10 protein-coding genes, 1 tRNA gene and 3 rRNA genes are annotated in these 16,542 nt (G+C 30.9%); 1 reads left to right on the top strand and 13 read right to left on the bottom strand.

Translation table 11 applies throughout. The features are described 5' to 3' along the window. Positions 1-29 precede the first annotated feature (29 nt). Positions 30-1,229 carry an MFS transporter gene (locus ARA19_RS01160; protein WP_055069127.1) on the top strand — a complete coding sequence of 400 codons (1,200 nt, stop codon included), beginning with the start codon at positions 30-32 and terminating at the stop codon, positions 1,227-1,229. Between the two features lie 352 nt (positions 1,230-1,581). Here the strand turns inward: ARA19_RS01160 and ARA19_RS01155 are convergent, their stop codons facing one another. The 13 genes from ARA19_RS01155 to ARA19_RS01095 all read right to left on the bottom strand — a co-directional run. Further along, positions 1,582-2,823, bottom strand: coding sequence for an MFS transporter (locus ARA19_RS01155; protein WP_055069126.1), 1,242 nt, complete (start codon positions 2,821-2,823; stop codon positions 1,582-1,584). A gap of 140 nt (positions 2,824-2,963) precedes the next feature. Next, positions 2,964-3,443, bottom strand: a complete 480-nt coding sequence (locus ARA19_RS01150) for a MarR family transcriptional regulator (protein WP_055069125.1) — start codon at positions 3,441-3,443, stop codon at positions 2,964-2,966. A 169-nt stretch (positions 3,444-3,612) separates the two neighbouring features. Beyond that, positions 3,613-3,810 (bottom strand): heavy-metal-associated domain-containing protein, encoded by a 198-nt coding sequence (locus ARA19_RS01145; protein ID WP_055069124.1) that lies wholly within the window; start codon positions 3,808-3,810, stop codon positions 3,613-3,615. A gap of 119 nt (positions 3,811-3,929) precedes the next feature. Beyond that, positions 3,930-6,356: a heavy metal translocating P-type ATPase gene (locus ARA19_RS01140; protein WP_055069123.1), complete on the bottom strand. Its 2,427-nt coding sequence runs from the start codon at positions 6,354-6,356 to the stop codon at positions 3,930-3,932. A 27-nt stretch (positions 6,357-6,383) separates the two neighbouring features. Continuing rightward, positions 6,384-6,653, bottom strand: coding sequence for a metal-sensing transcriptional repressor (locus ARA19_RS01135; RefSeq protein ID WP_055069641.1), 270 nt, complete (start codon positions 6,651-6,653; stop codon positions 6,384-6,386). A 329-nt stretch (positions 6,654-6,982) separates the two neighbouring features. Further along, on the bottom strand, positions 6,983-8,233 hold the full coding sequence (locus tag ARA19_RS18070) for a 2-hydroxyacyl-CoA dehydratase (protein WP_055069122.1): 1,251 nt from the start codon (positions 8,231-8,233) through the stop codon (positions 6,983-6,985). 5 nt (positions 8,234-8,238) lie between these two features. Then, the gene (locus tag ARA19_RS01125) at positions 8,239-11,196 is read right to left on the bottom strand and encodes an acyl-CoA dehydratase activase (protein WP_084764217.1); all 2,958 of its coding nucleotides are present in this window, start codon (positions 11,194-11,196) and stop codon (positions 8,239-8,241) included. A gap of 522 nt (positions 11,197-11,718) precedes the next feature. Beyond that, on the bottom strand, positions 11,719-12,978 hold the full coding sequence (locus ARA19_RS01120; protein ID WP_055069640.1) for a 2-hydroxyacyl-CoA dehydratase: 1,260 nt from the start codon (positions 12,976-12,978) through the stop codon (positions 11,719-11,721). 177 nt (positions 12,979-13,155) lie between these two features. Beyond that, the gene (locus ARA19_RS01115) at positions 13,156-15,834 is read right to left on the bottom strand and encodes a heavy metal translocating P-type ATPase (protein ID WP_055069120.1); all 2,679 of its coding nucleotides are present in this window, start codon (positions 15,832-15,834) and stop codon (positions 13,156-13,158) included. Positions 15,835-15,983: 149 nt separating this feature from the next. Further along, positions 15,984-16,101: ribosomal RNA gene (rrf, locus tag ARA19_RS01110) — 5S ribosomal RNA — on the bottom strand. 23 nt (positions 16,102-16,124) lie between these two features. Next, positions 16,125-16,199, bottom strand: a tRNA-Asn gene (locus ARA19_RS01105). Between the two features lie 7 nt (positions 16,200-16,206). After that, a 5S ribosomal RNA gene (gene rrf / locus ARA19_RS01100) occupies positions 16,207-16,324 on the bottom strand. Between the two features lie 50 nt (positions 16,325-16,374). Next, positions 16,375-16,542 (bottom strand): 23S ribosomal RNA (locus tag ARA19_RS01095); the annotation flags it as partial.

Genomic DNA, 16,542 nt, shown 5'->3' with positions numbered 1-16,542 from the left:
CAAAACATAGATGAAAGGAAGTACAAAAGATGAATAACACAGGTAAAGTACCTAATAAGAAAAGCTGGCTTATACCATTTCTTGTTGCCCTACCAAACATGGGTATTGGTATCGTTTGGAACATGAATAGTACAGTTGTTCCAATGTTAGTTGAAAAAGCTACTAGTTCAACATTTTTATTAGGATTATTAACTATGATGGCTCCAATAACAGGAATATTCATGCCATACATAGCAGGTATTATAAGTGATAGAACAAATTTCAAAATGGGAAAAAGAAAACCTTGGGTTATCTGGGGTTGTATATGTGCAACAGTATTACTAATACTATTAGGAATTTCAAAAACTTATGCATTAATGTTCATTTTTGCAACACTTTTATATGCATCAGTTAACTTTTATCAAGGACCTTACTTCTCATTAATGCCAGAATCAGTTGATGAAAGTCAAATTGGTCTTGTTAATGGATGGGGAAAATTATTAATGTCACTTGGTGGTGTTATATTCTTCCTATGTGGTGTTGAATTATATAATAAATATACACTTTATCCATTTATTTTAGTTGCATGTTTATTATTCATACCAACAATTTGGTCAATGTTAATAATTAAAGAAGATACAAGCAAGTTCCAAAAACCTTCTAAACTTAGCTTAGACTTCTTAAAAAATAGTTCAGCAATGAGAGTATTCATGACAGCATTCTTCTTCTACTTAGGTTATGGATTTATAATGCCATTCATGATACCATACTTTGAAAAAGTACATCATTTTTCAAGTAGTCAAATAAGCTTAGCATTAACAATCTTCACATTCATAGGTTTAATATTATCATTATTTGTTGGAATGTGGTGTGATAGATGGAGCAAACAAAAAATCTTATTCATCGCTTGTGCTATCTACGGAATAGGATTTATTGTTGGATGGTTCTTCATTTCAAGCATTGCAATGCTTTGGTTATTCATGTTATTACTAGGTATAGGATTCGTTATACTTCAAGTTGTATTCTATGCTTTAATCCCAGCAGTTGCTCCTAAAGAAAAATTAGGTGAATACATGGGTATAAACAACGTATTTTTATGTATCCCTCAAATCATAGGTAACTTAGTTGGTGGATACTTAATAGGTAAAGGATATACTGATTTAATAATGCCTATTTGTTTCTTCTCATTAGTAATTGCATGTATTATAATCGGTGCTGGTAAATTAAAAGTATTCAACACTGAAGCTTAATAAAATATGAATAAAAGAGGATGTATCAAATTACAGATACATCCTCTTTGCCTTTTATCTAGCTATATAGGTTCATCATTTGTGACAACTCACTTACGTAAAGAAACTCTAATATCTTTTCTGCAACAGTTTCTAAAATTTCCAAACTCACTTTGTTTGACTGACAGTCCAAATCTATGATTTGGTAACTGGAAGTTACTCAGTGCGTTTAGCACTAAACTTCTTTTAAAGGGAAACTCAACTCGCATTACTCGCTGAGTAAGTTCCTATGACTAAATCAAGATTTAGATAGTCACTTACGAAATTATTGTTCAAAAATAAAGACGAAACTTTCCTAATAGGAATAGGTAACTTATATATTCACATGGGTACCCTTTCTCTTATATAAAACTGGTATGGCAACTGCTATAAAAATCATTCCCATAAAAGCAGGAGCGGCATGTCCAAGTGATACATAGATTTGACCTCCAATAATAGGTCCAATTATCCTCGCTAAAGATTGAATAGATTGGCTACCTCCTTGAACCTTACCTTGTTCACTAGCATCCACAGATTTTGAGACCATCCCATTAAATGAAGATCCAAATATTGAATCACCAAAGCCAAATATAAATATTCCAGCAATACAAAGAGGATAAAATGATAATAAAGCTGATGCTGCAATAAAACCGTAACCTATAATCTCCGAAGCCATTCCGAGAACTGCTATCTGTATATCACTAAGTTTTATCAAAAGCTTTGGCATTATAATTCCTTGTGAAATAATATCTTGAACACCCATAATTGAAAACATAAGTCCGATTAGTGTTGGTCCCCAATTAAAAGTATTCATTGTAAATTGTGAAAAAATTGCTTGTAAAGATCCACTAGGTATCCAAAGTAAAAATCCTGATATAAATAATCTCTTTAAATTTTTCATGGAGAGTATGTTTATAAGTTGTGTAAATGGATCCAATCTTGCAAAGGTAATCTTTTCTAGCCTATTATTCTTATCAAGGCTTTCAGGCATATATAAAATTCCATAAACAAAATTTAATAAAGTTATTATTGCTCCAAAATACAATGGTACAGAATAACCAAATTTAGCAAGTAATCCACCTAAAGTAGGACCAAGAATGAAGCCTGCACCTGCCACCGCACTTACCCATCCAAAATATTTAGTTCGCTCTTCTTTTGGAGTAATATCTGCAAAATATGCAAAAATAGTACTTATATTTCCACCTGTTATACCATCTATTATACGCCCAACAAATAACACCCATAGAGCTCCCCCTATACCAAAAACTAAATATCCTATTGTAGAACCCAAAAGGCATACTAAAAGTATTGGACGACGACCATACCTATCACTCAAAGCTCCAAGTCCAGGAGCTACTAAAAATACGCAGACTGCATAAACAGAAGTTAAGAGAGTAACAACCATAGCTTGCTCTCCTGAATTACTTACATAAGGCTGCACTAAAAATGGAAGAACAGGTGATATAACACCAAAACCTATTCCACAAAGAAATACAGACATAAGACCGAACATTAAAGCCTTTTTATCAACAATTTGTTCTACGTTCTGTTCATTGTATGATTTAGATTTAAACACTTAAATTCTCCTTTCAAAAAACTTTTTGTTTCCTAGTTAACAAAATAATAACTTAATTTTGTTTCCTTGTCAACAAAATTATAACAATAAAAAATGCAGCCTTCTCTTAATAGAGTTTGGCTGCTTATCTTTTATTTTCATTATTCAAGTTTATTCTGACTTAATTCTATTCTCTTTTTCTTTACCTCTTTATCTAAATGCCTGTTATACTTTTCCACAAAGCTAAGTATACTATCAAATTCGTCCTTAGTTAATTGCTCAAATACAGCTTTATCTCGTTCTTGAAATTCTTTATGCAAATCCTCATGGATTTTGTTAACTGCTTTCCCTTGTTCAGTAAGCCTAAAATAAATCTCTTTCTTATTATCTGGCTTTTGATAACTTTCGATAAGGCCTTTTTCTATGAGCTTCTTAGTTATTTTACTCATAGCACTTCTAGTCATATAAAAGGACTCTGCAAGTTTTGTCACATTTGAATCTATATTTTTTTCAATATATTCCATACAATGTACTTCAGAAGGTTTATACTCTTTAAGAGCTTCTTCCATCTTAAACTTACTAAGCCAAGCTATCTTGTTTAATAAATCTCTAAGCCCTCCCATAACTTCTTCTCTATTCATACCATGTCCTCCCGTCCCTTAGTGCATTAACAATATTATATTAAATTATTATTTCTATTTCAACGATATCGAAATAACTCCTTTAGTAATTAAACTAAATAAAAAAAGCAAACAAAAAAGTACCTTACACCACTAACCTCTAGTAATGTAAGGTACTTTTCAATTTAAATTAACCGATTGATTTTACATCAAAACCAAAGTCTTCTATAGCTTCAGTTATAACTGCATCTGAAGCATCTCCTTCAACTACAGCTTTACCAACTTCAACTTCGATTATTTCTAATCCATCTACTCCATTTAAAGCTTTAGTAACATGTTTAACACAGTTTCCACATGACATACCTTCGATAATTATTGTTTTTTTCATTTGTAACACTCCTTTATATATTTTTTTGAAAATGTAATTTATTGATTTGATTTTTTCTTTGCTTAATAAGCATTTCATAGGACAAGGTACAAGGCCCCTTGTTATGGCAATAATTTTTACTACTTTAATTTCAATCTTAAAGCATTTAATACTACAGATACTGAACTACAACTCATGGCTAAGGCTCCTATCATAGGATTTAAAAGTGGTCCTCCAAATATATGGAATAACCCCATAGCTATAGGTATTCCTATTACATTATAAATAAGGGCCCAAAATAATCCTTGTTTAATAATTTTCATAGTTCTTTTACTAAGATTTATTGCTTCAACAACATCTAATAAATCATCTTTCATTAACACTACATCCGCTGACTCCATTGCAATATCTGTTCCAGATCCTATGGCTATACCAACTTCTGCTAAAGCTAATGCTGGTGCATCATTTATTCCATCACCAACCATTATTACCTTTTTACCTTCTCTTTGGATTTCTTTTATTTTATCAGCCTTTTCATCTGGTAGCACTTCAGATATTACTCTGTTTAACTTGAGATTTTTTGAAATAGCATCTGCTGTTTTTTTATTATCTCCAGTCAACATTACAACTTCTAAGCCCATTTCATTTAACTGTCTTATGGCTTCTGCACTATTTTTCTTAATAGTATCTGCCACAGCTATTATTCCTTCTAGCTTATTATTTACAACAATAAACATAGGAGTTTTGCCTTCATTTGCTAATCTATCTGATACCTCTTTAAAATTCTCAACTTTAATATTTATATCCTGTAGAAGCTTTTTATTACCTATATATATTTTTTTACTATCTATAGTAGCTTCTATTCCCATCCCTGATAAAGCTTTGAATTCAGATATGGCTTTAAAATCAATTCCTCTATCTACAGCTTCATTTACAATTGCTTTACCTAATGGATGTTCAGAACCCTTTTCTGCGGAAGCAGCTATAGCTAAAATTTCATCTTCGCTCATAGTTTCTGTAACTATATTTGTTACAACAGGCTTTCCTTCTGTTATAGTTCCTGTCTTATCAAAAACTATTGTATTTACAGCTTGAGTTAGTTCTAAAGCTTCTCCACCTTTTATTAATATTCCTTTTTCTGCTGCTCTTCCTGTTCCAACCATTATAGCTGTTGGAGTTGCTAATCCTAAAGCACAAGGACAAGCTATAACAAGAACAGCTATAAATATTTCTAAAGAAAATTGAATATTTCCTTCTGCTATATACCAACCTATTGAACTCACAAGAGCTAAACCTATAACTACTGGAACAAAATATGCTGATATTACATCTACCATTCTAGCAATTGGTGCTTTGCTTCCTTGAGCATCTCTAACAAGATTCACTATTTGAGAAATTAAGGTATCTTTCCCAACCTTGGTAGCTTTATAAATAAATCTTCCTGTTTTATTTATGCTAGCTCCATAAACAGAATCTCCCTTTGACTTCTCAACTGGAATGCTTTCTCCTGTTAACATACTTTCATCAACTGAGCTTGCACCATCTATTATTTCACCATCAACAGGTATCCTGTCTCCTGGTTTTACAATAATTTTACTTCCTATTTCAACTTCCTCAACTGGAATTGTTTTTTCAACACCATCAATTAATATAGTAGCCATTTTAGGAGTTAAATCCATTAGCTTCTTAATAGCATTAGATGCTCTTCCTTTTGCTATGGCCTCCATATATTTTCCAAGGCTTATAAATGCTAATATCATTGCTGATGTTTCAAAGTAAAGATAATGTATATAATGTTCATTTCCTCTAAAAACATTAAACATTGCATAGAGACTATATAAGTAAGCCGCTGAGGACCCTATGGCAATTAAAGTATCCATATTAGGACTACCAGCTATTAAACTTTTAAACCCAACCTTATAAAATTCATATCCAAAACACACCACAATAGTTGCTAATATCATTTGAATAGTTATATTTATTTCTGGGTTTTCTGTTGGATTTATTATGCTTGGTAGCGGTATTCCTACCATTGGTAGCATGGCTATAAGAAATATGGGAACTGTAAATATGGCTGAAAAAACAAATCGCTTTTTAACTTTTGAAAGTTCAGATTCATTGCCATTTTCTTCTTTTTCTTCCCTTTCCTTAATAAGTTTAAAATCTAACTTCTCTAACTTTTTACTTATTTCTTCAAAAGTTACTTTTTCCTCATTATAATTAACTTTTAAGGTTTCAGTAGAAAAATTTACATTTGCTAAATCTACGCCTTCAACTTTTCTTAATACCCTTTCAATTGAAGTTGCACAAGCTGCACAACTCATACCTTCTATATCATAAGTGTAACTTTTATACTTTTCTTCATAGTTGTTATTATATCCATTTTGACTTAGAATCTTAGATACCTCTTTAAGAGATGTCTTTCTTTGGTCATAGGTTATAGTAGCATTATTTCCCTCTAATGATATTTCTTCAATACCTTCTATGTTAGATATCAATTCTTTAATATCAGAGAAATTGTAAGTAACGTTTTTTAAATCTCTTAACACTAAAACTTCTTTATTCATTTTTTTCCCCTCGATTATTTATTTCAATTATTTATCTATTAAAGTATTTAATACCTTTATTAACTCTTCTATTTTTTCATCTTTATCCTCTTCACTTAGAAGTGCATCTTTAACACAACTTTTTAAGTGAGATGATAAAATATATTTATTAGCTTTCTTTAGTAAAGCTTGTGCTGCCATTATTTGATAAGATATATCTATACAATATCTCTCATCTTCAATCATTTTTAATATACCATCAGCTTGCCCTCTAGCAGTTTTTAAGCATTGTATTGCTTTTTTCTTTTCTTCAGTCAAACTTTCCACCTCCCCACCCCCTCCCATAGGGGGTGTCTTTAATTAAAGAATACTCTTTTTATTATACTTTGTCAATATTTTTAATAATATTCCTTAAAATAAACTTAAATCTAATTCACATAGATTTTTGAACCTTATCTATATAAGTTAAAATTCTCCATTTACTTATAATTAATTTATAAATATTAGAATATTACTTAAATTAATTATTATATGAATATTAATTTTCCAAAGTTAAAGGATGTATCAAAAATCAGATACATCCTTTTAAATTAAAACTTAATACTAAATAGTCAACTATTCGCCACTTAGAAACAAGTTTCTTGAATTTAAAATAATTCAGCCATTTTTGCTCTACCTAACATTAACTTTATTCTATTTTCTTGATTTACCTTTGATGATGATGGGTCATAATCAATAGTAACTATATTTGCTTCAGGATGATTTGATAATATCTTTCTGTTCATCCCTTTACCTACTATATGGTTTGGTAAACATCCAAATGGTTGTGCACAAACTATATTATTAACTCCAATATCTATAAATTCTAACATCTCTGCAGTTACAAGCCATCCTTCTCCCATAACCATTCCTTCACTTATGTATCCATTTACTAATTCCTTTAAGTGCTTAAATGATGCTGGAGCTGTAAAATTACTTTTAGACTTTATAACTGAAATCATTGTTTTTTGCATTCCTTCAATTAGGTTTGTCATCATTAATTTTACACCTGCTGACATATCTGATATTCCATATAATGTTTTATTCATCTTTGCATCATTTAAACAATAAAGACAAAAATCCATTATTCCAGGTACAACAACTTCGCACCCTTCACTTAGTAAAAATTCTTCTAAGTGGTTATTTCCAATAGGAGAATATTTCATAAATATCTCTCCCATTATTCCTACTCTAGGTTTTTTCTCATCTGACTTTTCTATATTATTAAAGATTTCTATTAATTCTGTATATAAAACCTTTGTTTTTAAATACTTTTTATTTTCTAAAGAATCTAGAACTAATTCTGTAGCCTCTTCTATAGCCTTCTCAGTATCACCTTTATTAATTTCATATGGTCTACATTGATTTGAAATATACATTATGAAATCTGCATATAAAATAGCATAGGCAACTTGAAGAAGAAAATCTGGAGTCAGTACAAGCCCTGAATGTGTTTCACCACCTTGGTTAACTGAAATAACAGGTACTTGCTCAAATCCATTTTCTTTTAAAGCTCTTCTCAACATTGGAATATAGTTAGATGCTCTACATCCACCACCAGTTTGACTTAAAACTAATGCTGTTTTATTAGGATCATACTCTCCACTTTTCAAAGCATGTAACATTTGACCTACTACTATTAATGCAGGAAAACACATGTCATTATGAACACTTCTTAAACCTTCATTTAATGCACTACTTACATCTCCTTCATAGAACTCTAGCTTATATCCTTGTGTAGCCATCATTCTTGAAAACATATTAAAATGAATTGGTAACATTGTTGGTGCTAATATAGTGTATTCATCTTTCATTTCTTTAGTAAATTCTACATAGTTTTTATCCTTTATCTCAATCATTGTTACTATACCTCCTTGACCTTAGCTTTTTCCTTTTGTGCAACAGCTTCTAACATACTTCTTAATCTTATTTTTGCTGCTCCTAAATTGTTTGTTTCATCAATTTTTATTTGTGTATAAACTTTTCCGTTTTCCTCTAATATATCCTTAACCTCATCTGATGTTATAGCATCTGTTCCACATCCAAATGATACAAGTTGTATTAAATTCATATCTGGATTCTTAGCCACACATGCAGCTGCACTATAAAGTCTAGCTTGATAACTCCATTGATTAAGAACTTTTACTCTCGGATTATGTTCAACTGATGATATTGAATCCTCTGTTATAACTACTGTTCCTAAGGATGTTAAAGCCTTATGGATACCATGGTTTATCTCTTCATCAACATGATAAGGTCTTCCCGCTAAAACTATTATTGGTAAATTATTAGTTCTTGCATATTCTATAGCTTCTTTACCTTTTTCTCTTACAGAATTTTTGAAAGCTTCATAGGCTTTATTAGCATTATTTACTGCTTCCTTTATCATATCCATTGTAAGCCCTTCATAAACTGGACTTAATTCTTTATATAAACTTTTAACTAAGCTTTTTTCATTACCAAGCATTAAATAAGGATACATAAAGTGTCTACTTTCAAGTGAAGGTACATTACCATTTATAAGTTCTGGATAATATGCAACAATTGGACAGTTGAAGCAACTATCTGTTAATCCTTCATCTACATTGTAAGTCATACATGGATAGAATATATTATTAACACCTTTTTCTAATAGACTTTCTATATGACCATGCACTAACTTAGCAGGATAACATACAGTATCTGATGGTATAGTATGTTGACCTTTTACATAAAGCTTCTTTGATGATGGATCTGATATTGCTACTGAAATATCTAATGTTTTGAAAAATTCAACCCAGTAAGGTAAAGTTTCATAGTAATTAAGAGCTACAGGTAACCCTACAGTCCCCCTTTTACCTTCCTTGTATTCTAATCCTCTTATAAAATCATATTTATATTGATATACGTCTGGTAAATGTTTTTGTTCGCCCTTTCCTTCTGGTCTTGAACACTTATTACCTGACATAAATCTTTTATTTGCACCTTCTCCAAATATATTAATAGTTAAGTTGCATCTATTTGTACAAAGTCCACATCTAGCACTCTTAGAACTATGTTTAAATTCTTCCATATCTTCTCTCTTTAAAGTTGATGTTTCCTTTGCTCCTATATTTTCTTTAGCATATAAAGCTGCACCATAAGCACCCATAAGACCAGCTATGTTTGGTCTAACAACATTTCTTCCAAGCTCCATTTCAAAACTTCTTAAAATAGCATCATTATACATTGTTCCACCTTGAACAAGTATATTTTCACCTAAATCTTTAGGATTTCTTACACGTATAACTTTGTATAAAGCATTTTTAACAACACTTACAGATAATCCAGCTGATATATCCTTTATAGTTGCCCCATCCTTTTGAGCTTGTTTTACAGATGAGTTCATGAATACTGTACACTTAGAACCTAATTCAACTGTTCCTTCTGCAAATAATCCTAATTTAGCAAACTCTTTAACATCATAGCCCATTTGATTAGCAAAACTTTCTATGAATGATCCACATCCAGCTGAGCATGCTTCATTTAACATTATGCTATCTATAACACCATCTTTAATTTTGAAGCATTTCATATCCTGACCACCAATATCAAGGATAAAGTCAACTTTTGGATTAAAATGCTTACCAGCTAAGAAGTGAGCTATAGTTTCAACTATTCCAAAGTCTATATTAAATCCATTTTTTATAAGTTCTTCACCATAACCTGTTACAGAACTTCCCTTTATTTTAATTCTATCTCCACATTTCTCATATATATCTACAAGCTGTCTTCTAACAACTTCTACTGGATTCCCCTTATTAGAAGCGTAGTATTCATAAATTATATTTTCTTCTTCATCTAATAAAACAATTTTTGTTGTTGTACTACCAGCATCAATTCCTAAGTATGCATTTCCTGAATACTCACTAATATCCTTAAATGCAACTGATGCTTTATCATGACGTTCCTTAAATTCTCTATAATCCTCTTCTGATTCAAATAATGATGGGATTATATTTATTGTTCTTATTCTATTAGATTTATCCTCTAATACATTTATGATATCCTCATATTTATATGATTTTTGTTGTTCTCCAGCATAAATTGATGCTCCTAAAGCAACAAATACCTTTGCATTTTCAGGTAAAACAGCATGTTCTTCATCAAGCTTTAAAGTTTCTCTAAATCTATCTCTAAGGCCTTCATAGAAATCTAATGGTCCACCTAAAAATAATATTTTTCCTTTTATTTCTCTACCTTGTGCAAGTCCTCCAATAGTTTGATCTGCCACTGATTGGAATATACTTGCTGCTATATCCTCTTTTTTCGCACCTTGATTTAAAAGTGGTTGAACATCTGTTTTTGCAAAAACTCCGCATCTAGATGCTATTGGATAAAGAGATTCATGCTTTAAGCTAAGTGCATCTAATTCTTCTCCTGTTACATCTAATAAATGTGCCATTTGATCTATAAATGCCCCTGTTCCTCCTGCACAACTAGAATTCATTCTTTCCTCAAAACCATTTGTTAAAAAGATTATCTTGGCATCTTCTCCACCAAGTTCAATTGCAACATCAACATCAGGTAAAGTTTTTCTAATTGCTAATGTTGTAGCAAAAACTTCTTGGACAAAATCTATATCTGTTTCTTTAGAAACACCATATCCTGCTGATCCAGTGATAGCCACTTTTAACTCTTTTCCTTTTATAATGTTCTCTATTGACTTTAATTCCTTTAAAATTAATTCTCTAACTTTTGAAAAATGCCTTTCGTAACTTTGGTAAACTACATTATTTTCATCATCTCTAACTAAAAGCTTTACCGTTGTTGATCCAGCATCTATACCTATTTTGTAAGACAATATTAAATCCCCTCTCTCTACAGCTTTTTCTTTGTTGTTATTTTTAAATTCCATGAATTCCTTAGATAAATTCATTGAAATTCATTAAAATATATTATCTATATCTAATAAACATATAAACCTAGACATAGAAATTTATCTAGCCAGTTACTGCAATATACTATTTTTTCAAATTTTCTATTACTAACTTCCTCTCTAGATAGAACTAACTAAAAATTCAGTTAAAGATTTTTAATCATGGTCTAATAAATTTAAATAATTATTCTTTAAATTTTTTCTAATAATCTTAACTGAATTAATTGTTATTTTATACAAGTTTAAATCCATACAAATAGTAAGAATTAACTCTTTCCATTTTAATTTTACTATTTTCTTTACTTTTCTGATTTTTAAAAATATTTTATATTATTAATAAGAATTTGTTTTTTTTCGTACCTTATTAATAAAAAATCTCTTTTTTAACTAATTGTATAGTTAAATTCCTTAATTTCTAAAATAATAACATTATTTATATTTTCATCTTTACTTTAATAAATTAAGCATTTTTGCATTAGACAACATAAGCTTTATTCTATTTTCCTGATTTACTTTAGTAGATGCAGGATCATAATCTACCGTAACAATATTAGCATTAGGATGTTTATTCATTATTTTTCTATTCATTCCTCTTCCAACTATGTGATTTGGTAAACATCCAAAAGGCTGAGCACAAACAATATTATTAATACCACTATCTATTAACTCTATCATTTCTGCTGTCATAAGCCATCCTTCTCCCATTTTTACTCCTTCACCAATATAATCATTTCTTAATTCCTTTACCTTATCAAAAGGTGTTGGTGCTCTAAAAATACCGTGTTTTTTTATTGAAGATATCATAAGTTTTTGCATTCTTTTTACAATAGAATAAAGCTTTTCCTTTCCAAAATTAGTGAAGGTATTCATATTATATAATCTTCTATCTATTTCTCCTTCTGATAGGCAGTACAAGAAAAAATCACAAACTCCTGACATAACAACCTCACAATTTTCCTTTAACAAAAATTCTTCGAGATTATTATTACCAACTGGAGAATATTTCATATATATTTCTCCAACAATACCTACCTTTACTTTTTCCTCATCACTTCTATTTATCTTTTCAAATTCATTTAGGATATATTTATTTATTTTTCCTAATTTTAAATATCCTATTCCTCTAAACTCCTCAATTAATTTATCTACAACTTTATTTATTACTTCATCAGTTTCTCCTTTATTAACTTCATAAGGTCTACATTGATTGGATATTATCATAATTAAATCTCCATAATAAGCAGCGTATGCTAACTTACTTAGTAAAATTGGAGACAAATTAAAACCAGAATGTTTTTCAAGTTTTGAAGCATTTAGTGATATAACAGGTACAAAGCCCATATCATTATCTCTTAAAGCTTTTCTTAAAAGATGTATATAATTAGATGCCCTACATCCCCCTCCTGTTTGACTCATTATAAGGGCTGTTTTATTAATATCATACTTTCCACTCTTTAAAGCTTGTATCATCTGCCCTATAACGATGAGGGCAGGATAACACATATCATTGTGAACACTCTTAAGTCCTTCACTTAATGCATTATGATTATCCGCTTCATAAACTTCTATGTTATATCCATTTTCTTTGAATAACTTAGATAATAATTTAAAATGTATAGGCAACATTGTTGGTACTAATATGGTATAATCCTTTTTCATTTCCTTAGTAAACTCTGGATACTCAAATTTAGAATTAAATACCTCTATCATATTTACACTCCCTAAAAATTACTCTATCCATAAACTATTTAGTTTAACGTTCTAATATATTCCTTATATATTTTATATTTTAGATTTCTCAATTTTAGTATTACTTTTGAAAAAAAGAAAAACTTATACAAACCTAATGGTTCGTATAAGTCTTTACATTTTTTTGTTTAATTATTATGCTTCGTAATTAACTTTAAATCTTTTTAATCTTAAAGCATTTAGTAGAACTGATATAGAACTGAAACTCATTGCTAAAGCTCCTATCATAGGATTTAGTAATGGACCTCCAAATATTCTAAGAGCTCCTAAAGCTATTAAAATACCTATACAGTTATAAACTACTGATGAGCCTAAGCTCTCTTTTATATTTTTAATTGTTGCCTTACTTAGTTTTATAGCACCTACAACGTCCATAATATCACTTCTCATAAGAACTATATCAGCTGTTTCCATTGCTATGTCTGTTCCTGATCCAATAGCCATACCTACATCTGCTAAAGCTAATGCTGGAGCATCGTTGATACCATCACCAACCATAACAACTTTTTTACCTTCAGCTTGGATTTCCTTAACTTTATCAGCTTTTTCATTAGGCATTACATCTGCAAATACTCTTGTAATTCCTAAATCTCTAGCAATTGCTTTTGCTGTTCTTGCATTATCTCCAGTTAACATAACAACTTCAATTCCCATTTTTGTTAACTCTTCAACAGCTTTTTTACTAGTCTTCTTAACTGTATCTGCAACAGCTATTATAGCTTCTAATTTACCATCAATAATCATGTACATTGGTGTTTTACCTTGCTCTGCAAGAGTATTAGATTTATCTTCAAATTTACCTAATTTAACACCTTGATCTTCAACAAGTTTTTTATTTCCTAAGAATACAACTTTATTTTCAACTTTAACCTCAATACCTTTACCAGGAATTGCAGTAAAATCTTTAATTTCTTTTTCAGCTAAACCTTTTTCTTTTGCTGAATTTACTATAGCTTCACCAAGTGGGTGTTCTGAACCTTTTTCTGCTGCTGCTGCTATAGCTAATATTTCTTCTTTATCATAGCCTTCAGTTATTATATCTGTTACTACTGGCTTACCTTCTGTTAAAGTACCAGTTTTATCAAATACAACTGCTTGAATTCCTTGAGCTGCTTCTAAAGCTTCTCCACCTTTTATAAGTACGCCATTTTCAGCTCCTCTACCAGTACCAACCATTATAGCTGTTGGTGTTGCTAATCCTAAAGCACATGGACAAGCTACTGTTATAACTGCTATAAATATTTCTAATGATTTTTTATAATCTTTAGTTGCTATAAACCAACCTATAGCACCTAATACTGCTAAAGTAATAACTACTGGTACAAAGTAACCTGCGATAATGTCTGCTGTTTTAGCGATTGGTGCCTTTGTTCCTTGAGCATCTTTAACTAAATTAACTATTTGAGATATTACTGTATCTTTACCAACTTTAGTAGCTTCATAAACTACTCTACCGTTTTTATTAATACTAGCTCCGAAAACTTCATCTCCAATTTTCTTTTCTACTGGAATACTTTCACCAGTTAACATACTTTCTTCAACTGAAGTAGTACCTTCAACTACTATTCCATCAACTGAGAATTTTTCACCTGGTTTAACAACAATTAAGTCTCCAACTCTAACTTCGTCAATAGAAATTTCTTGTTCTTTTCCATCAACTAATATAACAGCTGTTTTTGGAGCAAGCTCCATAAGTTGTTTAATAGCATCTGAAGTTTTACCTTTTGCTAAGGCTTCGAAGTACTTACCTAAAGTAATTAACGCAAGTATCATTGCTGCTGTTTCAAAGTATAGATTTTGAACATAACTAAGATCCCCTGCATACATCATACATAAAGCAAATATACTATAGATATAAGCTACACCAGAACCTATAGCAATTAATGTATCCATATTAGGACTACCTGCAAATAAACTCTTAATACCAACTTTAAAGAATTTCCAGCCTACACCTACTACAACTGATGTACATATGAATTCAACCCAAACAAATGTAAATGGACTTGTATTTGGATTTATCCAAGAAGGTAAAGAACTTGCTGCGAATATATTCCACATAGCAATAATAAATACTGGTGCTGTAAATATACTAGACCAAATAAGTCTATTTTTCATTTCCTTTACTTCTTTTTCTTTCCCATCTACAGCTTCTTTATTCTTAGAATCTGTATCTTCAACTAATATAAAATCTAATTTTGCTAATTTAGCTTTTACATCGCTTATTCTTACTTTATCAACATCATAAGAGAACTTTACAGTTTCTGTAGCCAAATTAACTGCCGCCTCATCTATACCATCCATTCTCTTTAATGTCTTTTCAATAGAAGTTGCACAGGCTGCACAAGTCATTCCCTGAACTTTATATGTAACTTCCTTATTGTCCTTTTTAAGCTTAAAGTCAAGCTTATTTAACTTCTCTTGCATTTTATCAAACCCAACCAGTGAATTATCATATTCAACTGTTACAGTTTCTGCTGCAAAGTTAACTGCTGCTTTTTCTACACCGTCAAGCTTTCCTAGAACTTTTTCTATTGATGTTGCACAAGCTGCACAACTCATCCCCTCAACTTTATAACTTTCTTTCTTTAAATTTTCATTTTTAAGTTTAAAGTCAAGTTTATTTAATTTTTCTTGCATTATATCAAATTTAGTTTTTGAACTATCATAATTAACTGTTACAGTTTCTGCTGCAAAGTTAACTGCTGCATTTTCCACACCATCAAGTTTACCTAAAACTTTTTCTATTGATGTTGCACAAGCTGCACAGCTCATACCCTCAACCTTATAAGTTTCCTTCCTATAAGTTTCACTCATTATTTTCACCTTCTTCTGTTCATTGACCTCCCCCTAGGGGGGTGTCTACAAATAAACTATACTACTTTTAAAATTCTTTGTCAAATATTTTTTTAAATTAATTTTAAAAAAATAAAAAGACTTAAAGAAAATCTTTAAGTCTTTATCTTACCTAGCGACAACCTACTCTCCCACACGGTCACCCATGCAGTACCATTGGCCTCTTTAGGCTTAACCTTCGTGTTCGGAATGGGAACGGGTGTTACCCTAAAGAGCATAATCACTAGATTTTATTAATTTAATTTTATAATTGGCTCCGCAGAGAGGATTCGAACCTCCAACCTATCGGTTAACAGCCGAGTGCTCCACCCTTGAGCTACTGCGGAACATTAGACCTGGCAACAACCTACTCTCCCACACGGTCACCCATGCAGTACCATTGGCTTTCTTAGGCTTAACCTTCGTGTTCGGAATGGGAACGGGTGTTACCCTAAGAAACATAATTACCAGATTAGAGAATTTGTTCTCTGAAAATTGCACTAAATATGTGATTCTATTTATTAGATCAAGCCCTCGACCTATTAGTATCGGTCAGCTGAACATGTTACCATGCTTACACCTCCGACCTATCAACCTTGTAGTCTTCAAGGGGTCTTACTAGATTACTCTATGGGAAATCTTATCTTGAGGGGGGCTTCACGCTTAGATGCTTTCAGCGTTTATCCCTTC

This window comes from Clostridium massiliamazoniense, from assembly GCF_001403635.1.
Lineage (GTDB): Bacteria > Bacillota > Clostridia > Clostridiales > Clostridiaceae > Sarcina > Sarcina massiliamazoniense.
This window is presented reverse-complemented; position numbering and strand designations above follow the sequence as displayed.